This is a genomic window from Curvibacter sp. PAE-UM, assembly GCF_001432305.1.
Lineage (GTDB): Bacteria > Pseudomonadota > Gammaproteobacteria > Burkholderiales > Burkholderiaceae_C > Hylemonella.
This window is the reverse complement of record NZ_KQ483358.1, coordinates 1,071,907-1,091,680: the sequence shown is the minus strand read 5'-3', so window position 1 is coordinate 1,091,680 and position 19,774 is coordinate 1,071,907. Positions and strand designations below refer to the sequence as shown.

Here is a 19,774-nt window from a genome sequence, read left to right as displayed (position 1 = left end):
TCGGCTGTATATTTTTAAGGAACCACCGCAAAACATTCCTGCCTTGCGCCTGCTTAGCTGCGATCAGCTGAGCCTCGAATTCTAGCACGCTTTTGGCGTTTTTATCAAGACTCTTTTCAGAGTTCTGATAAAAACGCCCCGTCACATGACGGGGCGTTTTCTGCTGTAAGAGCCTGACGATGACCTACTTTCACACGGGAACCCGCACTATCATCGGCGCTGAGGCGTTTCACTGTCCTGTTCGGGATGGGAAGGAGTGGGACCACCTCGCTATGGTCATCAGGCATAACTTTTTGTCATCTTGACTGGGTCAAGACGACGAATTTATAGAGCGAATCAGCTTATTTTGAATGCGTCACTTGGCATAACTTCCTTGATTTACTGAATCAAAGTTATAGGGTCAAGCCGCACGAGCAATTAGTATCAGTTAGCTTAACGCATTACTGCGCTTCCACACCTGACCTATCAACGTCCTGGTCTTGAACGACTCTTTAGGGGGCTCAAGGCCCCGGCAGATCTCATCTTGAAACGAGTTTCCCGCTTAGATGCTTTCAGCGGTTATCTCTTCCACACATAGCTACCCGGCAATGCCACTGGCGTGACAACCGGTACACCAGAGGTGTGTCCACTCCGGTCCTCTCGTACTAGGAGCAGGCTTCCTCAAATCTGCAGCGCCCACGGAAGATAGGGACCAAACTGTCTCACGACGTTTTAAACCCAGCTCACGTACCTCTTTAAATGGCGAACAGCCATACCCTTGGGACCGGCTACAGCCCCAGGATGAGATGAGCCGACATCGAGGTGCCAAACACCGCCGTCGATATGAACTCTTGGGCGGTATCAGCCTGTTATCCCCAGAGTACCTTTTATCCGTTGAGCGATGGCCCTTCCATACAGAACCACCGGATCACTATGTCCTGCTTTCGCATCTGCTCGACTTGTCAGTCTCGCAGTTAAGCACGCTTATGCCATTGCACTATCGTCACGATGTCCGACCGTAACTAGCGTACCTTCGAACTCCTCCGTTACGCTTTGGGAGGAGACCGCCCCAGTCAAACTGCCTACCATGCACTGTCCCCAATCCCGATAAGGGATCCAGGTTAGAACCTCAAACACACCAGGGTGGTATTTCAACGTTGGCTCCACGATACCTAGCGGCACCGCTTCAAAGCCTCCCACCTATCCTACACAGATCTGTTCAAAGTCCAATACAAAGCTACAGTAAAGGTTCATGGGGTCTTTCCGTCTTTCCGCGGGGAGATTGCATCATCACAAACATTTCAACTTCGCTGAGTCTCAGGAGGAGACAGTGTGGCCATCGTTACGCCATTCGTGCAGGTCGGAACTTACCCGACAAGGAATTTCGCTACCTTAGGACCGTTATAGTTACGGCCGCCGTTTACTGGGACTTCAATCAAGAGCTTGCACCCCATCATTTAATCTTCCAGCACCGGGCAGGCGTCACACCCTATACGTCCACTTTCGTGTTTGCAGAGTGCTGTGTTTTTAATAAACAGTCGCAGCCACCGATTCTTTGCAACCTCATTGGGCTCCCCAAGTAAATGGTTCACCTACTAAAGGCACACCTTCTTCCGAAGTTACGGTGTCAATTTGCCGAGTTCCTTCTCCTGAGTTCTCTCAAGCGCCTTAGAATACTCATCTCGCGCACCAGTGTCGGTTTGCGGTACGGTCGTGTGTAGCTGAAGCTTAGTGGCTTTTCCTGGAAGCAGGGTATCACTCACTTCGGCAGCAAGCTGCCTCGTTATCACCCCTCATCTAAGCCCGGCGGATTTGCCTACCAGGCACGACTACAGGCTTGAACCAACATATCCAACAGTTGGCTGAGCTAACCTTCTCCGTCCCCACATCGCACTACACATCGGTACAGGAATATTGACCTGTTTCCCATCAGCTACGCATCTCTGCCTCGCCTTAGGGGCCGACTCACTCTACGCCGATGAACGTTGCGTAGAAAACCTTGCGCTTACGGCGAGGGGGCTTTTCACCCCCTTTAACGCTACTCATGTCAGCATTCGCACTTCTGATACCTCCAGCAGCCTTTACAAGCCACCTTCACAGGCTTACAGAACGCTCTCCTACCACTTGCAATAAATTGCAAATCCGCAGCTTCGGTAACTGGCTTAGCCCCGTTACATCTTCCGCGCAGGACGACTCGATCAGTGAGCTATTACGCTTTCTTTAAATGATGGCTGCTTCTAAGCCAACATCCTGACTGTTTTAGCCTTCCCACTTCGTTTCCCACTTAGCCAATTTTAGGGACCTTAGCTGGCGGTCTGGGTTGTTTCCCTCTTGAGTCCGGACGTTAGCACCCGGTGCTCTGTCTCCCAAGCTGTACTCATCGGTATTCGGAGTTTGCCTTGGTTTGGTAAGTCGCCATGACCCCCTAGCCAAAACAGTGCTCTACCCCCGATGGTAATACTTGAGGCACTACCTAAATAGTTTTCGGAGAGAACCAGCTATTTCCAAGTTTGTTTAGCCTTTCACCCCTATCCACAGCTCATCCGCTAGTTTTGCAACACTAGTCGGTTCGGACCTCCAGTACCTGTTACGGCACCTTCATCCTGGCCATGGATAGATCACTTGGTTTCGGGTCTACACCCAGCGACTGAACGCCCTATTCGGACTCGATTTCTCTACGGCTTCCCTATTCGGTTAACCTTGCCACTGAATGTAAGTCGCTGACCCATTATACAAAAGGTACGCAGTCACCCTTGCGGGCTCCTACTTTTTGTAAGCATGCGGTTTCAGGATCTATTTCACTCCCCTCCCGGGGTTCTTTTCGCCTTTCCCTCACGGTACTAGTTCACTATCGGTCAATGATGAGTATTTAGCCTTGGAGGATGGTCCCCCCATATTCAGACAGGATTACACGTGTCCCGCCCTACTTGTCGTTAGCTCAGTACCACACGTTTCTTTTCGCATACAGGGCTATCACCTGCTATGGCCAGCCTTTCCAGACTGTTTTGCTAAGAATCGTGCTATCACTAACAGGCTCTTCCGATTTCGCTCGCCACTACTTTCGGAATCTCGGTTGATGTCTTTTCCTCGAGCTACTGAGATGTTTCAGTTCACCCGGTTCGCCTCGCATACCTATGTATTCAGTATGCGATACCTTTGCAGGTGGGTTTCCCCATTCGGAAATCTCCGGATCAAAGCTTATTTGCCAGCTCCCCGAAGCTTATCGCAGGCTTTCACGTCCTTCGTCGCCTATCATTGCCAAGGCATCCACCACATGCTCTTAGTCACTTGACCCTATAACTTTGATTTCTCTTGCGAGATCCAAAGCATCTTCAAGGACTTGCCAGGTCTTTCACCTGGCGCGTTATGCCGTAATGTGAATGATTCTTTGGTATTGCTACCAGAGAACGATTCGTCATTACTTGAAATACAAACAAAGTTTGAATTTCGTTTTGACGCAATCAAAAAATTGTCATCAGAGGCACGGTCTGCACTAAACCTTTACGAATGTGCAGTTTCCTCTGACAACGCTGATTCGACTCTATAAATTGTTAATGAACAGCCGTGAGCCTTGCGACTCGTTTGTTGATCGATGGATATCGATCAACATCAAAAAAGCCTCGGACAGTATCTGCACGAAGCCGCTTTGATGTTGATTGTTATTGGTGGAGGATGACGGGATCGAACCGACGACCCCCTGCTTGCAAAGCAGGTGCTCTCCCAGCTGAGCTAATCCCCCAGTTCGATGGAACGGGATGGTGGGTCTGGTTGGTCTCGAACCAACGACCCCCGCCTTATCAAGACGGTGCTCTAACCAACTGAGCTACAGACCCAAGCCGGTCACTTAGGACCAGGCACGAGGCTTAGTCGTTAGCGACAACCTTCCAACAACCGATAAGTGTGAGCGTTCAAATTAGATTGCAGTTTCCAGAAAGGAGGTGATCCAGCCGCACCTTCCGATACGGCTACCTTGTTACGACTTCACCCCAGTCACGAACCCTGCCGTGGTAATCGCCCTCCTTGCGGTTAGGCTAACTACTTCTGGCAGAACCCGCTCCCATGGTGTGACGGGCGGTGTGTACAAGACCCGGGAACGTATTCACCGTGACATTCTGATCCACGATTACTAGCGATTCCGACTTCACGCAGTCGAGTTGCAGACTGCGATCCGGACTACGACTGGCTTTATGGGATTAGCTCCCCCTCGCGGGTTGGCAACCCTTTGTACCAGCCATTGTATGACGTGTGTAGCCCCACCTATAAGGGCCATGAGGACTTGACGTCATCCCCACCTTCCTCCGGTTTGTCACCGGCAGTCTCATTAGAGTGCCCAACTAAATGTAGCAACTAATGACAAGGGTTGCGCTCGTTGCGGGACTTAACCCAACATCTCACGACACGAGCTGACGACAGCCATGCAGCACCTGTGTTACGGCTCTCTTTCGAGCACTCCTCTATCTCTAAAGGATTCCGTACATGTCAAAGGTGGGTAAGGTTTTTCGCGTTGCATCGAATTAAACCACATCATCCACCGCTTGTGCGGGTCCCCGTCAATTCCTTTGAGTTTCAACCTTGCGGCCGTACTCCCCAGGCGGTCAACTTCACGCGTTAGCTTCGTTACTGAGTCAGTGAAGACCCAACAACCAGTTGACATCGTTTAGGGCGTGGACTACCAGGGTATCTAATCCTGTTTGCTCCCCACGCTTTCGTGCATGAGCGTCAGTACAGGTCCAGGGGATTGCCTTCGCCATCGGTGTTCCTCCGCATATCTACGCATTTCACTGCTACACGCGGAATTCCATCCCCCTCTACCGTACTCTAGCTATGCAGTCACAAATGCAGTTCCCAGGTTAAGCCCGGGGATTTCACATCTGTCTTACATAACCGCCTGCGCACGCTTTACGCCCAGTAATTCCGATTAACGCTTGCACCCTACGTATTACCGCGGCTGCTGGCACGTAGTTAGCCGGTGCTTATTCTTACGGTACCGTCATTAGCAAACTGTATTAGAGCTCACCGTTTCGCTCCGTACAAAAGCAGTTTACAACCCGAAGGCCTTCATCCTGCACGCGGCATTGCTGGATCAGGCTTGCGCCCATTGTCCAAAATTCCCCACTGCTGCCTCCCGTAGGAGTCTGGGCCGTGTCTCAGTCCCAGTGTGGCTGGTCGTCCTCTCAGACCAGCTACAGATCGTCGGCTTGGTGGGCTTTTACCCCACCAACTACCTAATCTGATATCGGCCGCTCCAATCGCGCGAGGTCTTGCGATCCCCCGCTTTCATCCATAGATCGTATGCGGTATTAGCGTAGCTTTCGCTACGTTATCCCCCACGACTGGGCACGTTCCGATATATTACTCACCCGTTCGCCACTCGCCACCAGGATTGCTCCCGTGCTGCCGTTCGACTTGCATGTGTAAGGCATGCCGCCAGCGTTCAATCTGAGCCAGGATCAAACTCTATAGTTCGATCTTGAATTTTTCGCTTATTTCTAAGCAACTCATAAAAACGGAATTGAAGTGAACTTCACTTCTATTCTCATGAGCGTTTTTAAGTGACTTGCACTTAGTTCCGAAGAACTTGGCAATCGCCTTCAAACGCCCACGCTTATCGGCTGTATATTTTTAAGGAACCACCGCAAAACATTCCTGCCTTGCGCCTGCTTAGCTGCGATCAGCTGAGCCTCGAATTCTAGCACTATTTTTTCAACCCCGTCAACATATCGACGGGATTTTTTGAGTGACTTGCCATTTTCTTGACGAGGCCCGCAGGCCAGTGCTTCAACTCAAACTCGCTCTTTTCAGAAGCGAAGCCCGCAACTATAGCACAAATTTTTCAGCCTGCCGAGACTTTCGTTCTCGCCCGCATTCGGGGGCAGGAACTGACGGCCCCGGCAGGGATAATCCCCAACACTTATGGCCCTGCTCACTCTACTCAATGCCCAGCTCGCCTACGGCCATGTCGCCTTACTTGATCACGCGGACTTCGCCCTCGAGTCCAACGAGCGAGTCGGACTGATAGGCCGCAACGGCACCGGAAAATCCTCACTGCTCAAGATTCTCGCCGGCTTCGAAAAGCCGGATGACGGCAGTCTGCAATTGCAGCAGAGCCTGCGACTGGCCTACGTCGCTCAGGAGCCGGTACTTGCAGCAGAAAACACCGTCTTCGAAGCTGTGCGCGCCGGGCTGAGTGTCGTTATCGACCTCATCGAGCGCTACACACAAGGTGATGGCAACCTGGGGCAATTGCAGGATGCCATCGAGTCGCAGGATGGCTGGAACTGGGAGCAACGTGTGAATGAAACCTTGCATCGCCTGCACCTGGACCCGGACACCCAGATCAAGACGCTTTCGGGCGGCACGCGCAAACGGGTGGCGCTGGCCCAGGCACTGGTCACTCAGCCCGACGTACTGCTGCTCGACGAGCCGACCAATCACCTCGACCTGGACTCGATCATGTGGCTGGAGACGCTGCTGCTGGAGTTCAAGGGCAGCATCGTCACGATCACCCACGACCGCGCCTTCCTTGATAGGGTCGCCACGCGCATCGTCGAACTGGACCGGGGCCGTCTGAACTCCTACCCGGGCAATTTCACGACCTACCTCACGCTGAAAGAAGAGCAGCTCGCGCAGGAGGCCGTGATCAGCGCGAAGGCCGACAAACTCCTGGCCCAGGAAGAAGTCTGGGTACGCAAGGGCGTCGAAGCGCGGCGTACACGCAGTCAGAGTCGCATCACCCGCCTGCAGCAATTGCGCGCACAACGCTCAGCCCGACGAGAAGCAGTGGGCAGCGTCAGGATGGATATCGCATCCGGCGCCCCGAGCGGCAAGCTGGTGGCCGAACTGACCGACGTCAGCAAGTCCTTTGGAGATCGGACGGTTGTCCGGGATTTCAGTGCCACCATCCTGCGCGGCGACAAGATCGGCCTGATCGGTGCGAACGGCGCCGGCAAGACAACCCTGCTTAAGCTGATCCTGGGCGAACTGATGCCCGACAGCGGCAAGGTACGCCAGGGTGCCAACCTGCAGGTGGCCTACTTCGACCAGATGCGCAATGCACTCGATCTGGATGCCACGCTGGAGGACTTCATCAGCCCCGGCAGTGAATGGATCGAGATCGGTAACAAGCGACAGCACGTGAAGAGCTATCTCGGCGACTTCCTGTTCTCTCCAGCCCGGGCCAACTCACCCGTACGCTCCCTCTCCGGCGGCGAGCGCAACCGGCTGCTGCTGGCACGCTTGTTCGCACGCCCCGCCAATGTGCTGGTCCTGGACGAGCCAACCAATGACCTGGACATCGACACGCTGGACTTGCTTGAGGAACTGCTGCAGGACTACCCCGGCACGGTTTTTCTCGTCAGCCACGACCGCACCTTCCTGGACAATGTGGTCACCAGCACCATCGCACACGAAGGGGATGGGGTCTGGCGCGAGTACGAGGGCGGCGTTGAAGACTGGCTGACCCAGTCGCGGCGCAGCCAGGCGATCAAATCAGCCGCTGGACCCGCCGCAGGCAAGACGGCCGCCGCCGAGGTGCCAGCATCCGCGACAACGGCACCCGTCCAGACACCGCGCCCCGTTGGCAGCAGCAAGCTCAGCTACAAGGAGCGCCGGGAGCTGGAAGCTCTTCCCGACCTGATCGACGCCCTGGAGTTGGAGCAGGGCAGCTTACGCCAGGAACTCGCCGATGGCAGCGTCTACATCAAGGATGCACAACGCGCCACCGCCCTGAGCCAGCGCGATACAGCGATCGAAACGGAACTGATGGCTGCCCTGGGCCGATGGGAAGAGCTGTCGGCGCGCGCCTGAACTGCGGCTTCAGACGCGGTAGCGATCGCTGCCACTGCTGCTGAGTCGCGCGAGCAAAGCCGGCGCAATGGCCGTCAGGGGCAGCACCTCATCGGCGGCACCATGCAGGATAGCCTCGCGCGGCATACCGAACACCACGCAGCTGGCTTCGTCCTGCGCATAGTTGTAGCTCCCCGCGTCCTTCATTTCACGCATGGCTTTGGCACCATCGTTGCCCATGCCGGTCAGCATGATGCCGAAGGCGTTGGGCCCCACGACCTGGGCGCAGGAATGGAACAGCACCTCGACCGAAGGCATGTGCCGGTTGACCGGCTGCCCATCCTCCACCACCGCCACATAGTTGGCGCCGCTGCGATCGACACGAAACTGCTTGCCGCCTGGCGCAATGTAGGCATGCCCCGGCAGGATGCGCTCGCCGTGGGCCGCCTCCTTCACCGTGATCTGGCACAGCCCGTTCAGACGCTGTGCAAAGCTGGTGGTGAAACCCGGCGGCATATGCTGGGTAATGACGATGCCGGGAGAGTCCGCCGGCATGCGCGTCAACACCTCCTTGACCGCTTCCGTGCCTCCGGTCGAAGAGCCGATACAGATCATCTTCTCGGTCGACAGCCGGCCCAACAGCTTCGGCGGCGAAGCCACACCGGTTGGGCTGGGGCCAGCGGCCGCGCCGGAAGCCGGTGTCGGCGCACGCCGGATATGCGCTGCGGCCGCGATGCGGATCTTCTCGACGATCTGATCGGACAAATCCTTGATGCCGTCGGCCAAGCCGATGCGTGGCTTGGCCACAAAGTCAACCGCACCGAGCTCCAGGGCCCGCATCGTCACCTCGGCGCCGCGTTCGGTCAACGTAGAGATCATGAGCACGGGCATGGGCCGCAGACGCATCAGGCGACCGAGAAATTCGATGCCATCCATGCGCGGCATCTCCACATCCAGCGTAATCACGTCGGGATTGAGTTCGCGGATCATCTCGCGCGCGATCAGCGGATCGTTGGCTGTACCGACGCACTCCATGTCGCGCTGGCGGTTGATGATCTCGGCCAGCAGACTGCGCACCAGCGCCGAGTCGTCGACCACTACCACTCGGATCTTCTTCAAGCTCACCGCTCCTAAAACAGGTCCACCGAGCCGCCAGCTGTGGTCTTGGCCACATTGGCGGCATTGCCCTTGCGCTCTTCCACGGCCAGGGCTTCGGGATGGGCATGGGCCAGGCGCTTGACCAAGGCTTTGCCCGTCACCGGGAAAAAGCACACCTTGCGCGGATGGATATCCAGTACGTCCTGCGACACCACCGGGATGCGCTCGGTCGCCAGGTAGTCCAGCACAAATTTGGTGTTGCGCTCCCCCACATTCATGGTGGTGAAGCCGGCCATGACGGCCCCGCCCCCGAAGACCTTGGCTTGCATGGTTTCCCGACGGGCGCCCTTCTTGATCATCTCGTTGAGCAAGAGCTCCATGGCATAGGAACCATATCGTCCGGAACCGTCTTCGCCCTCGGGCAACATGAAGTGATTCATGCCGCCGATACGGGCCTTGCCATCCCAGACACAAGCCGCGATGCAGGAGCCCAGCACCGTCATGATGAGCACATCCTCACCGGACACGAAATACTCACCCGGCAGCACCTTGACGGCGTCGTACTGGAAATGGTGATCGGCGTAGAAAAAGGAGGCTTCCCCCGGTTTGCGCGGCTGGGCCCGAAGTTCGTCAACCCGCGAAATCCGCCCGCCCGCCAGCGCCTTGGGGGCACCCGAGGTCACAGGACGCAGCGGCGCCGCACGCAAGGAGAGCTCAGACGGGTTCATGCCGCTCCTGCAAGGAACACGGCCGGCACCGGGGAGCGTACCTTTCAACGACGCTCATACACCGTCTTTCCGCGCAGGACAAACAGATCCCGCGATTCGTTGAAATTCTCCGAATGGCCGACAAACAGCAGACTGCCGGGCTTCATGACCCGATGGATGCGCTCCAGGACGCTGCGCTGGGTCGGGGCATCGAAATAGATCATGACGTTGCGGCAAAACACGATGTCGAAAGGCTCGCGAAAAGGCCAGTCGTCGCGTATCAGGTTGACGCTCAGAAACTCCACCATGCGCTGCAACTCAGGTTTGACGCGCAGGAAGCCCTCGTTGTTTCCTTTGCCGCGCAGGAAAAAACGTTGCAGGCGGGCCATGTCCACGCCCTTGATGGAGTCCTGCCGATAGACACCCCGCGCCGCTGTGGCCAAGACCTTGGAGTCGATATCGCTGGCCCACAGCTTGAAATTCGCTTGGGGGCCCAATGCATCGAGCGCCGTCATGATGATGGAGTAGGGCTCCTCGCCGGTCGACGCCGCATTGCACCAGACACGCCAGGGCGTGTTCGCAGGGCGGGACTTCAGATGCTCGGCCAGGATCTCGAAGTGATGCTGCTCACGAAAGAAGGAGGTCAGGTTGGTCGTCAAGGCGTTGACGAACTCCTGCCACTCCGGTCCGTCGTGGGATTCCAGCCAGCTCAGGTAGTCGCGAAAATTCTGGTAACCGGTGTCGCGCAAACGGCGCGACAGACGGCTGTACACCATGGCATGCTTGCCATCGTGCAGGCTGATGCCGGCGCGCTGGTAGATCAGCGCCTGGACACGGGTGAAGTCGGCTTGCGTCCAGCTGAACTCCCGGGCCTGCACGTCGCCGCCAGCGATCTCCGCTGTGCCATCCCGGTCTGCGCCCGCCCTTGAACTCCTGGCGGCTTTGTCTGTGCTCAGCATCGTCAGGGCGCCTGGCTAAAGGTAAGAAGCACTATCGGCAAAAGATCAGGCCTCGACAGAAACCAGGCCCATGTCGACACTGGCCATGAGCTTCTCGATATCCAGCAGGATCAGCATGCGGTCCCCCACCGAGCCCAGACCGACCACGGCCGAATTCTCGATCGAACTGTCGATGTCAGGCGCGGCCTTGAGATTCTCCGGTGCCAGCTCCATCACATCACTGACCGAGTCCACCACGATACCGACGATACGGCTGCGCAGATTCAGGATGATGACCACCGTGAAGCTGTTGTACTCGGCCTTCGCGCAGTTGAACTTCAGGCGCATGTCGATGATGGGCACGATGGTGCCACGCAGATTGACCACGCCCTTGATGAACTCGGGCGCGTTGGCAATGCGCGTCGGCTTTTCATAGCCCCGGATTTCCTGAACCTTGAGGATGTCGATGCCGTACTCCTCCTGATCCAGCCGGAACGTCAGGTATTCGCGCGGACCCGCCGCCATCTTCTCGCTCTGATCTGTCTCACTCATACTGGTCTTCTCCTTGGAGTGCATCAATGCCGTGAACGCCGCACGAGGGTGCTGGTATCCAGAATGAGCGCCACCTTGCCATCGCCCAGGATGGTGGCGCCCGAAACGTTCGGAACCTTGCGGTAATTGGTTTCCAGATTCTTCACCACGACCTGCTGCTGACCCAGCAGCTCATCAACCAGCAAAGCCACCCGGCTGCCCTCAGCTTCCACCACCACCATGATGTCGCTGGACTTGCCGCCGTCGTAGCGCGGCACCTGGAAGACCTTTTCCAGTTCGATCACGGGCATGTACTCGTCGCGCACCTTGACCAGGCGCGAGCCCTGGGCCACGGTGTTGACGGCGTCGTCCTTGACCTGGAAGGATTCGACCACCGATGACAAGGGCAGGATGTAGACCTCGTCGCCCACGCCCACCGACATGCCGTCCATGATGGCCAAGGTCAGCGGCAGACGGACCGAAACCCGCATGCCATACCCTTCGGACGAGTCAATCTCGACCGTCCCATTAAGCGCAGCGATGTTTTTCTTGACCACGTCCATGCCGACACCGCGGCCGGACACGTCGGTCACGACCTCGGCGGTAGAGAAGCCCGGCGCAAAGATCAGCTGCCAGACATCGCCATCGGACATCTGGTCCGAGACCTCCAGGCCGCGCTCGCGTGCCTTGCTGAGGATCTTCTCGCGCGACAGGCCACGGCCGTCGTCACGCACCTCGATCACGATGGAGCCGCCCTGATGGGCCGCCGACAGGGTGATGGTGCCGGTTTCAGGCTTGCCTGCTGCGACGCGATCAGCCGGCATCTCGATGCCATGGTCACAGCTGTTACGCACCAGGTGGGTCAGCGGATCGGTGATCTTCTCGACCAGGCCCTTGTCGAGCTCGGTCGCCTCACCCTGGGTCACGAACTCCACCTTCTTGCCCAGCTTGCTGGCCAGATCTCGCAGCATGCGCGGGAATCGGCTGAACACGATGGACATCGGGATCATGCGGATCGACATCACCGATTCCTGCAGATCACGCGTGTTGCGGTCCAGGTCGGCCAGCCCCGCCATCAACTGCTGGTTGGCCGCTGGATCCAGCGCCTGACTGTTCTGGGCCAGCATGGCCTGGGTGATGACCAGTTCGCCCACCAGATTGATCAGCTGGTCGACCTTGCTGATGGCCACGCGGATGGTGGCGGCTTCCGGCTGGGCTGCAACCTGGCTGGCTGCCGGCTTGGCGGCGCTCGCCTTGGCGGCAGGCCTGACCTCGGTCACCTCGACCGGTACGGATGCGGCGGCACCAGTGGGCACCCCCGGAGCGCCATCGAAAAAGCCGAAGCCCGGCGCCGGCGCCACAGGCGCGCCGGGCGGCGGATCGTCCCGGTCCGTCCACGACGTCCCAGCGGCGTCCATTTCACGGATGTTCACCTGCTCACGCGACACATGGAAGGCGAACAGATCCAGCAGGTCCTCATTGCTGGACGACGTCGAGGCATGAAACACCCGCGTGTCGGCACGGTCGCTGGCCACTTCGGTGACCGAACCGAGGCCAACGATGTCGCGAAACAGGTCCTTGACCCCATCCACCTGATCGGGGCGCTCCAGCGGGCCCATACGGATCTCCAGCTGGCGCGCGCCCGACTTGGCCGGAGCTGGTGCGGGCGCCACCACCGGGGCAGCAACCACAGGCGCGGGAACCGGCGGCGCTGCAGCGGGAACCGGCGTGCCACCCGCCGCCAGCTCGCTGATGCGACGCACCAGATCGGCGTTGGAAGGCGGCGCGCTGGTCTCGCCGGTCTGATGACGTGCGAGCAGCACGCGCGAGGCATCGGCAGATTCAAGCAGGACATCCACCATCATGGGGTTGGGCTGCAGTTCGTGACGGCGCAGCTTGTCCAGCAGGGACTCCATCTGATGCGTCAACTCAGCCACATCCGCGAAGCCGAAAGTGGCCGCCCCTCCCTTGACAGAGTGTGCGCAACGGAAAATGCCATTGAGCTCCTCGTCGTCAGCGGTCTCCAGATTCAGATTGAGCAGCATCTGCTCCATGAGGTCCAGGTTTTCACCCGCCTCCTCGAAAAAGATCTGGTAGAACTGACTCAGATCGAATGAGTCACCTCCGCCGGTTTCCTGGTGTCCCTCGGTCATGCCTATCTCCTGTTGTGATCCCACGCTGGCGGACCGTGTTATTTGATGACTTTCTTGATGACCTCGAGCAGCCGCGCCGGATCAAAGGGCTTGACCAGCCAGCCGGTGGCGCCAGCGGCGCGACCGGCCTGCTTCATCAGGTCACTCGATTCGGTGGTGAGCATCAGAATCGGTGTGGTCTTGAAATTGGGGTGCTCGCGCAGCTTGCGCGTCAGCCCCAGGCCATCCAGCCGGGGCATGTTCTGGTCGGTCAGCACCAGGTCGAAGGTCTGGGCCTGGGCTTTTTCATAGGCATCCTGCCCGTCGACGGCCTCGACCACCTGGTAGCCCGCTCCCGCAAGGGTGAATGAGACCATCTTGCGCATCGAGGGTGAATCGTCAACAGCGAGTATCAGTGGCATGTCTGAGCTCCGGGGAAATAGGGTCTGTGGTTATTCAAGTTCAGCGGTTCAAAACAATTCGATCGAACCGGCATCCATCTCGTCCTGGGTCACCGGGTTGGGACGCTCCGGCACCTCCTCGACAAAGGGAACCGCCTCACCGTCTTCCTGCCCCATGGACTCGGAAGCCAGACGATAGGCGCAGCCCTGCAGCACCTTGGAAGTATGGACGATGAGTTGCGAGGCCATGTCCTGGAATTGGAGCTCGGTTACGGCCGCACGCAGGGCGTTGCGCGCCTCTTCCAGCGCCGCAGCCTCCACCAGGCTTGGGTCGGCCAGGCTGCCGATGGCCTTGGTGAACCGCTGCATCAGGTTGTCCATGGTGTGCGCCAGCAGGCCGTCGAGCCGGGCCAGGTCATGCACCACCACCAGGAGCGAATCCTGCACTTCGGCCACCAGCATCACCGGCAATTGCACGGCGGGCTGATCCGCAGGCGGTGTGTTGGGGGCTTGCATGGTCATTCTGTTCGGACATCCGGATGCTAGATGATTCACCGCTCCAGCAAGTCCAGCATTAGAATTTTCCTGGATATAGAGTAGCAGGATTCCTCGGAAATGGGAGGGAATTCATCAATATTTCGGGGCGTTCAGGCCGTCTCCCGGTCACATCTGGGATTTTCATCATATCGTCTACCGCATGCAGCCAGAAGCCCACCCCGCCACCCTGCGCATCCTTCATCTCGAGGATTCGGAACTAGATCACGACATCGTGCGGCAGACGCTGCGCCGTGCCGGTTTGCCCTGCGAACTGGTGCGGGTCGAAAGCCTGGACGACTTCGTACGCGTGCTGAAGGGCAGCCGTTTCGACGCCGTTCTCGCCGACTACCGCCTGCCCGGTTTCACGGCCCTGGATGCATGGAAGTCCCTGCAGGCCATCCCGCAGCACCCGCCCTTCATCCTGCTGTCCGGTGCCATTGGCGAGACGGCCGCCGTCGACGCCATCAAGCTCGGCATGAGCGACTACCTGCTCAAGGACGACCTGGGCAAGCTGGCCCACGTGATCCAGCGCGCCATCGAGGTCCAGCAGGCCAAGCGCGAACGCGAACGCGCCGTCGAGGAGCTGGCCGCCTCGGAACAGCGCCTGGCGCGCTTCGCTGAACACCTGCAGACGTCGATTGAGCAGGAGCGCGCGGCGATCGCACGCGAGATCCATGACGACATCGGCGGCTCGCTGGCGGCCATCCAGTTCGACCTCTCATGGATCGGCCGTCACCACCCCGATGCCGACACGCAGGGCCATGTGCAAGCCGCCACCGGCATGCTGCAGCATGCGGTCGGCGCCAGCCAGCGCATCATGATGAACCTGCGCCCGGCCATCCTGGACCAGGGCCTGGAAGCCGCCGTCGACTGGCTGGCCGGCGAATTCGAGCGCCGCACCGGCACCCGCACCACGGTGCGCACCACCCTGCGCCAGCCCACGCTGTCCAAAAACATCCAGCTGACCGCCTACCGCACAGCACAGGAAGCCCTGACCAACATCTCCAAACACGCCCGCTGCAGCGAAGTCCGGATCGAGCTGTCGGACGCCGAAAGTGTGCTGACGCTGGAGATCACCGACAATGGACAAGGTATCCAGCCGCCGGAGCGCAACAAAACCACGGCTTTCGGTCTCAAAGGACTGCAGGAGCGGGCGCGCACCGCGGGCGGCTGGCTGGATGTGAGCAGCCGCGAGGGCGAGGGCACATCCATCACGCTGTCGATTCCCCTCACAATCGAGGCAAAAGGCTAGATCGATGATTCGAGTGATACTCTGTGACGACCATGCCGTCGTGCGGCGCGGCATCCGCGACACCCTGTCCGAGGCCGTCGACATCAAGGTCGTGGGTGAAGCCGGCAGTTATTCGGAAGTGCGGGAGCTGTTGCGTTCCACGCCCTGTGACATCCTGGTGCTGGACCTGAACCTGCCCGGTCGCGGCGGACTGGAGGTGCTGGCTTCGCTGCGTGAAGCGGATACGCCCACGAAAGTCCTGGTCGTTTCGATGTTCCCCGAAGATCAGTACGCCATCCGCTGCCTGCGTGCCGGCGCCCAGGGCTACCTGAACAAGGCTGGCAATCCGGCTGACCTGATCACGGCGGTACGCACCATCGCCCAGGGGCGCAAGTACGTCACGTCCGACGTGGCCCAGATGCTGGTCGACAACCTGGCGACGCCGACCAGCGAGGCGCTGCACGATGCACTCTCTGAGCGCGAACTGCAGACCCTGCTCAAGATCGCATCGGGCAAGCGCCTCTCCGACATCGCCGAGGAACTGATGCTCAGCCCCAAGACGGTCAGTGTCTACCGCTCACGCGTGCTGGAAAAACTCAAGCTCTCGAACAACGCAGAGCTGACGGTCTACGCCATCCGCAACGGACTGGTGTAAGAAACCTGGCGGTTATCGCCCGGTGAAGATCTCGATGGCCCGTTCCAGCAGGGACTGGAAGGGCCGGTCCAGCATGGGCAGCGTGGCCGCCATGCCCACCAGGCCGACACTGAGCGTGATGGGGAACCCGACCGCGTAGATGTTCATCTGCGGCGCCACACGCGAGATGATGCCCAGCGCCAGGTTGGTGAAGAGCAGCAGGGCCAGCATGGGCAGGGCAATCCACAGGGCGCTGGCGAACAGCTCGCCCCCCAGGGTATAGAGCTGCATCAGCCGCAGGGCCTCCAGGAAATTCTGCGTCACCGGGAAGACCTCGAAGCTGCGCGTCACGGCCATCAGCACCATCAGGTGGCCGTTGAGCACCACGAAAAGCAGGGAAGCCATGTAGCCGAAAAAGCGCGCCACGGCACTGGCCTGGGTGTTGAGCGAGGGGTCGAAGAAGGCGGCGAAGTTCAAGCCCATCTGGAAACCCACCACCTCGCCGGCCAGTTCGAAGGCCGCGAACACCAGCCGCACGACAAAACCGATGGACAAGCCGATGCCTATCTGCTGGATCACCACCCCCAGGACCGCCGGGCTGTTGAAGTCGATCACCGGCATGGGCGGCAGGGTGGCCTGGCAGGCCACCGTCACCAGCAGTGCCAGCCCGATGCGGGCGCGCACCGGAATGGCACGCGAGGAGAAGATCGGCGCCGCCGTAAAGACACCCAGCACCCGCAGGAACGGCCACAGCAGCGGCGACAGCCACGCCATGATCTGGGCTTCGCTGAAGGTGATCATGGCAACAGCGCCGGACTCAGAGCACGATGCCGGGAATCGCCTCGATGGTGCGACGGATGTACTCGACCAGGATGTTGAGCATCCAGGGACCGGCCCAGGCAAACACCGCCATGGCGGCGACCAGCTTGGGCACGAAGGACAGCGTGGCCTCGTGGATCTGGGTGATGGCCTGGAACAGGCTGACCAGCAGCCCCACCAGCAGCACCACGCCCAGCAGCGGTGCAGACACCATCAGCAGCGTCAGCAGCGCCTCCTGCCCGATGGTCAGGACCATTTGTGCGTTCATGGCAGGCCTCTCATGTCACGAAGCTCGCGGCCAGCGAGCCGATCAGCAGGTTCCAGCCGTCGGCCAGCACGAAGAGCATGAGCTTGAAGGGCAGCGCCACCAGCACGGGCGACAACATCATCATGCCCAGCGACATCAGCACGCTGGCCACCACGATGTCGATCACCAGGAAAGGGATGAAGATCAGGAAGCCGATCTGGAACGCCGTCTTGAGTTCGCTGGTGACAAAAGCCGGGATCAGCACGCGCATGGGTGCGGTGTCGATCTTGGTAGCGGGATCGAGTTTGGCCAGCTTGGCAAACAACGCGTAGTCGGACTGGCGCGTCTGCTTGGTCATGAACTGGCGCATCGGCGCCTCACCGCGGGCGAGCGCCTGCTCGAAGTTGATGACGTTCTGCGTGTAGGGCAGGTAGGCATCGGCGTAGATGCGGTCGAAGGTCGGCCCCATGACAAAGAAGGTCAGGAACAACGACAGGCCGATGATGACCTGGTTGGGCGGGGACGACTGCGTGCCCAGCGCCTGGCGCAGCAGGGACAGCACAATGACGATGCGGGTGAAGCCGGTCATCATCAGCAGGATGGCCGGCAGGAAGGACAGCGCCGTGAAAAACAGCAGGGTCTGGATCGGCACCGAATAGCTCGTGCCCGACGCGTCGCCGCCCACGATCAGGGGTAGCTGGGTGGTGTTGATCTGGGCCGCGGCCAGGGGCGCGTTCTCCTGCGCCAAGGCCGGCACCGCCAGCAGCAACAGCAAGGCGGCCAGCCCCGACACCGTACGCAGGGTGGGCCAGAGCGTAGGCTGGCGCATCAGGCCGGCTCTCCGCCATCCGCCGGCGCCTTGGCGACCGCTGCAAAAACGGAGCCGCGCGCGGACGCTGGCCCCGCCGGCATGCTGTGCAGGCAACTGATGTTCTGTGCCGTGACACCCAGCACCAGCCAGATACGCGCGCCCTCCGGGCCAACCTCGACCGTCACGACCCTTTGCTGCGGGCCGACGGCCAGCGTGGAGACGATGCGGGAAACGGCGGCATTCGAGGTGCCGCCCGGGGCGCGCTGCTGGAACCACCGCACGGCAGGCGGCAGCAGGGCCAGGATGACAAGGAACAGGACGACAGAAACAACGGTTTGCGTCATGCCGCCAGTTTAAGGCAATGCTGAGCACGTCGGGGCGATTGCAAGGCGCAAATCCTCGCCATGGCCCAGGCCAAACGGGGATTTGCAACACCGCAGACTGCCCGTGCCGGGGATGCAGCACACGCCCGGGGCTGGCTGGCTCGGCATGCGCATCAACCCCTGCTGATGCGGCGCAGCCGTTCAGACGGGGTGACGACGTCGGTGAGACGGATGCCGAACTTGTCGTTCACCACGACCACCTCGCCCTGGGCGATCAGGTAGCCATTGACCAGCACGTCCATGGGTTCACCGGCCATCGCATCAAGCTCGACCACCGAGCCCTGGCCCAGTTGCAGGATGTGCTTGATCGGCACCTTGGTACGCCCGAGCTCAACGGAGAGCTGGACCGGGATGTCCAGCACCATGTTGATGTCGCTGGCCGGGGCATCGCTGGAGGAGAAGGGGCGCGCCGCGCCGCCGCTCAGCACGCCACCGGGTTCGACCTCGGGACCCTTGTCGCTGCTCTTCTGCTCCTGCAGGGCCTCGGCCCAGTCGGCCATGCCGTCGTCTTCAGGCTTCTGATCCGGTTTGTCGTCAACCGCCATAGCGTTCCCCTAACCAGTTGGTGTCATTGCCGCGCAGGCACTTGTCGATGCGCAGGGCGTATTTGGCGTTGTGCGTGCCGTACTGGCACTCGAACACCGGCACACCATCGACCGAGGCCTCGATGCGGGACTGTCGTCCGAGCTCGATGAAATCCCCCGGCTTCATGGCCAGCAGCTCCTCCACCGTCGCGTCGGCGCGGGCCAGCTCGGCCACCAGGGTCACCTCGGCAGCCTGGATCTCGCGCGTCAGCACGGTGACCCAGCGGCGATCCACCTCGATCGAGTCGCCCTGGGTGGATGAATACAGCACGTCGCGGATGGGCTCCATCGTCGCGTACGGCATGCAGAAATGGATGGAGCCGGTGATTTCGGCGATCTCCAGCTGGAAGGAGGTGGAGATCACGATCTCGCTGGGCGTGGCGATGTTGGCGAACTGCGGCTGCATCTCGCTGCGCTGGTAGTCCAGCTCGATCGGGTAGATCCCGCGCCAGGCCTTCTTGTACTCCTCGGCGATCACGTCGACCAGGCGGTTGATCACGCGCTGCTCGGTCGCCGAGAAGTCGCGACCCTCGATGCGGGTCTGGAACTTGCCGATGCCGCCGTACAGCGTGTCGATCACGCCGAACACCAGGGCCGGCTCGCAGACGATCAGGCCGCTGCCGCGCAGCGGGCGGATGGCCACGATGTTGAAATTGGTGGGCACGGCCAGCTCGCGCAGGAAGGCGCTGTAGCGCTGCACCTGCACCGGGCCGACGGAAATCTCCGGGCTGCGGCGGATGAAGTTGAACAGGCCGATGCGCAGATTGCGGGCAAAGCGCTCGTTGACGATTTCCATCGTCGGCATGCGCCCGCGCACGATGCGCTCCTGGCTGGACATGTTGTAGGAGCGGATCTCCCCGGCCTCGGCAACCTCTTCGACCGATTTCTGGCTCTCGCCGGTGACCCCTTCCAGCAGGGCATCGACCTCTTCCTGGGAAAGAAACGATTCACTCATGG

General features: G+C 59.8%; 16 protein-coding genes, 2 tRNA genes and 3 rRNA genes. 3 read left to right on the top strand and 18 right to left on the bottom strand.

What is annotated here, in order from left to right; translation table 11 throughout:
• Positions 1–171: 171 nt before the first annotated feature.
• The 5 genes from rrf to AO057_RS05305 all read right to left on the bottom strand — a co-directional run bounded on the left by rrf (position 172) and on the right by AO057_RS05305 (position 5,445).
• Positions 172–284: ribosomal RNA gene (gene rrf / locus AO057_RS05325) — 5S ribosomal RNA — on the bottom strand.
• A gap of 112 nt (positions 285–396) precedes the next feature.
• Positions 397–3,273 (bottom strand): 23S ribosomal RNA (locus AO057_RS05320).
• Positions 3,274–3,642: 369 nt separating this feature from the next.
• A tRNA-Ala gene (locus AO057_RS05315) sits at positions 3,643–3,718 on the bottom strand.
• 17 nt (positions 3,719–3,735) lie between these two features.
• Positions 3,736–3,812: transfer RNA gene (locus AO057_RS05310), tRNA-Ile, on the bottom strand.
• A gap of 98 nt (positions 3,813–3,910) precedes the next feature.
• A 16S ribosomal RNA gene (locus AO057_RS05305) occupies positions 3,911–5,445 on the bottom strand.
• The 16S, 23S and 5S rRNA genes sit together here with 2 tRNA genes alongside, the layout of an rRNA operon.
• A gap of 447 nt (positions 5,446–5,892) precedes the next feature.
• On the opposite strand from AO057_RS05305, the gene AO057_RS05300 reads away from it, so the two are divergent.
• The gene (locus AO057_RS05300; RefSeq protein WP_057674651.1) at positions 5,893–7,785 is read left to right on the top strand and encodes an ATP-binding cassette domain-containing protein; all 1,893 of its coding nucleotides are present in this window, start codon (positions 5,893–5,895) and stop codon (positions 7,783–7,785) included.
• A gap of 9 nt (positions 7,786–7,794) precedes the next feature.
• Here the strand turns inward: AO057_RS05300 and AO057_RS05295 are convergent, their stop codons facing one another.
• The 7 genes from AO057_RS05295 to AO057_RS05265 are packed head-to-tail and all read right to left on the bottom strand — an operon-like array spanning position 7,795 to position 14,087.
• Positions 7,795–8,883 carry a protein-glutamate methylesterase/protein-glutamine glutaminase gene (locus AO057_RS05295; protein WP_057674650.1) on the bottom strand — a complete coding sequence of 363 codons (1,089 nt, stop codon included), beginning with the start codon at positions 8,881–8,883 and terminating at the stop codon, positions 7,795–7,797.
• An 11-nt stretch (positions 8,884–8,894) separates the two neighbouring features.
• Positions 8,895–9,590, bottom strand: a complete 696-nt coding sequence (gene cheD, locus AO057_RS05290; RefSeq protein ID WP_240480735.1) for a chemoreceptor glutamine deamidase CheD — start codon at positions 9,588–9,590, stop codon at positions 8,895–8,897.
• Positions 9,591–9,634: 44 nt separating this feature from the next.
• Entirely contained in the window at positions 9,635–10,528 is an 894-nt protein-coding gene (locus AO057_RS05285) for a CheR family methyltransferase (protein ID WP_057674649.1), read from the bottom strand.
• A gap of 45 nt (positions 10,529–10,573) precedes the next feature.
• Entirely contained in the window at positions 10,574–11,059 is a 486-nt protein-coding gene (locus AO057_RS05280) for a chemotaxis protein CheW (RefSeq protein WP_057677178.1), read from the bottom strand.
• 23 nt (positions 11,060–11,082) lie between these two features.
• Complete coding sequence (locus AO057_RS05275; protein ID WP_057674648.1) at positions 11,083–13,191, bottom strand: chemotaxis protein CheW; 2,109 nt, start codon at positions 13,189–13,191, stop codon at positions 11,083–11,085.
• A 38-nt stretch (positions 13,192–13,229) separates the two neighbouring features.
• Entirely contained in the window at positions 13,230–13,592 is a 363-nt protein-coding gene (locus tag AO057_RS05270; RefSeq protein WP_057674647.1) for a response regulator, read from the bottom strand.
• Between the two features lie 48 nt (positions 13,593–13,640).
• On the bottom strand, positions 13,641–14,087 hold the full coding sequence (locus AO057_RS05265; protein ID WP_057677177.1) for a hypothetical protein: 447 nt from the start codon (positions 14,085–14,087) through the stop codon (positions 13,641–13,643).
• Between the two features lie 181 nt (positions 14,088–14,268).
• Between AO057_RS05265 and AO057_RS05260 the strand changes: the two genes are divergently transcribed.
• Both AO057_RS05260 and AO057_RS05255 read left to right on the top strand, forming a co-directional pair.
• Positions 14,269–15,360, top strand: a complete 1,092-nt coding sequence (locus AO057_RS05260) for a hybrid sensor histidine kinase/response regulator (protein ID WP_057674646.1) — start codon at positions 14,269–14,271, stop codon at positions 15,358–15,360.
• A 4-nt stretch (positions 15,361–15,364) separates the two neighbouring features.
• Positions 15,365–15,994, top strand: coding sequence for a response regulator (locus AO057_RS05255; RefSeq protein ID WP_057674645.1), 630 nt, complete (start codon positions 15,365–15,367; stop codon positions 15,992–15,994).
• Between the two features lie 12 nt (positions 15,995–16,006).
• Here AO057_RS05255 and fliR read toward each other — a convergent pair whose 3' ends face one another.
• The 6 genes from fliR to fliM form a co-directional block, all read right to left on the bottom strand.
• Positions 16,007–16,774 carry a flagellar biosynthetic protein FliR gene (gene fliR, locus AO057_RS05250; protein ID WP_057674644.1) on the bottom strand — a complete coding sequence of 256 codons (768 nt, stop codon included), beginning with the start codon at positions 16,772–16,774 and terminating at the stop codon, positions 16,007–16,009.
• A gap of 16 nt (positions 16,775–16,790) precedes the next feature.
• On the bottom strand, positions 16,791–17,060 hold the full coding sequence (fliQ, locus tag AO057_RS05245) for a flagellar biosynthesis protein FliQ (protein ID WP_057674643.1): 270 nt from the start codon (positions 17,058–17,060) through the stop codon (positions 16,791–16,793).
• A 10-nt stretch (positions 17,061–17,070) separates the two neighbouring features.
• Positions 17,071–17,868, bottom strand: coding sequence for a flagellar type III secretion system pore protein FliP (gene fliP / locus AO057_RS05240; protein WP_082605417.1), 798 nt, complete (start codon positions 17,866–17,868; stop codon positions 17,071–17,073).
• Complete coding sequence (locus AO057_RS05235; protein WP_057674642.1) at positions 17,868–18,194, bottom strand: FliO/MopB family protein; 327 nt, start codon at positions 18,192–18,194, stop codon at positions 17,868–17,870. Before AO057_RS05235 ends, fliP begins: the two co-directional genes overlap by 1 nt.
• Before the next feature lie 152 nt (positions 18,195–18,346).
• Positions 18,347–18,778 (bottom strand): flagellar motor switch protein FliN, encoded by a 432-nt coding sequence (fliN, locus tag AO057_RS05230; protein ID WP_057674641.1) that lies wholly within the window; start codon positions 18,776–18,778, stop codon positions 18,347–18,349.
• Complete coding sequence (fliM, locus tag AO057_RS05225; RefSeq protein WP_057674640.1) at positions 18,768–19,772, bottom strand: flagellar motor switch protein FliM; 1,005 nt, start codon at positions 19,770–19,772, stop codon at positions 18,768–18,770. Before fliM ends, fliN begins: the two co-directional genes overlap by 11 nt.
• Positions 19,773–19,774 lie beyond the last annotated feature (2 nt).

Excerpts from the sequence above, each read along its gene's own strand:
- AO057_RS05300 (WP_057674651.1), top strand. The coding sequence starts at position 5,893 with ATGGCCCTGCTCACTCTACTCAATGCCCAGCTCGCCTACGGCCATGTC.
- cheD (WP_240480735.1), bottom strand. The coding sequence starts at position 9,590 with ATGAACCCGTCTGAGCTCTCCTTGCGTGCGGCGCCGCTGCGTCCTGTG.
- AO057_RS05285 (WP_057674649.1), bottom strand. The coding sequence starts at position 10,528 with ATGCTGAGCACAGACAAAGCCGCCAGGAGTTCAAGGGCGGGCGCAGAC.
- AO057_RS05280 (WP_057677178.1), bottom strand. The coding sequence starts at position 11,059 with ATGAGTGAGACAGATCAGAGCGAGAAGATGGCGGCGGGTCCGCGCGAA.
- AO057_RS05275 (WP_057674648.1), bottom strand. The coding sequence starts at position 13,191 with ATGACCGAGGGACACCAGGAAACCGGCGGAGGTGACTCATTCGATCTG.
- AO057_RS05270 (WP_057674647.1), bottom strand. The coding sequence starts at position 13,592 with ATGCCACTGATACTCGCTGTTGACGATTCACCCTCGATGCGCAAGATG.
- AO057_RS05265 (WP_057677177.1), bottom strand. The coding sequence starts at position 14,087 with ATGCAAGCCCCCAACACACCGCCTGCGGATCAGCCCGCCGTGCAATTG.
- AO057_RS05260 (WP_057674646.1), top strand. The coding sequence starts at position 14,269 with ATGCAGCCAGAAGCCCACCCCGCCACCCTGCGCATCCTTCATCTCGAG.
- AO057_RS05255 (WP_057674645.1), top strand. The coding sequence starts at position 15,365 with ATGATTCGAGTGATACTCTGTGACGACCATGCCGTCGTGCGGCGCGGC.
- fliR (WP_057674644.1), bottom strand. The coding sequence starts at position 16,774 with ATGATCACCTTCAGCGAAGCCCAGATCATGGCGTGGCTGTCGCCGCTG.
- fliQ (WP_057674643.1), bottom strand. The coding sequence starts at position 17,060 with ATGAACGCACAAATGGTCCTGACCATCGGGCAGGAGGCGCTGCTGACG.
- fliP (WP_082605417.1), bottom strand. The coding sequence starts at position 17,868 with ATGCGCCAGCCTACGCTCTGGCCCACCCTGCGTACGGTGTCGGGGCTG.
- AO057_RS05235 (WP_057674642.1), bottom strand. The coding sequence starts at position 18,194 with ATGACGCAAACCGTTGTTTCTGTCGTCCTGTTCCTTGTCATCCTGGCC.
- fliN (WP_057674641.1), bottom strand. The coding sequence starts at position 18,778 with ATGGCGGTTGACGACAAACCGGATCAGAAGCCTGAAGACGACGGCATG.
- fliM (WP_057674640.1), bottom strand. The coding sequence starts at position 19,772 with ATGAGTGAATCGTTTCTTTCCCAGGAAGAGGTCGATGCCCTGCTGGAA.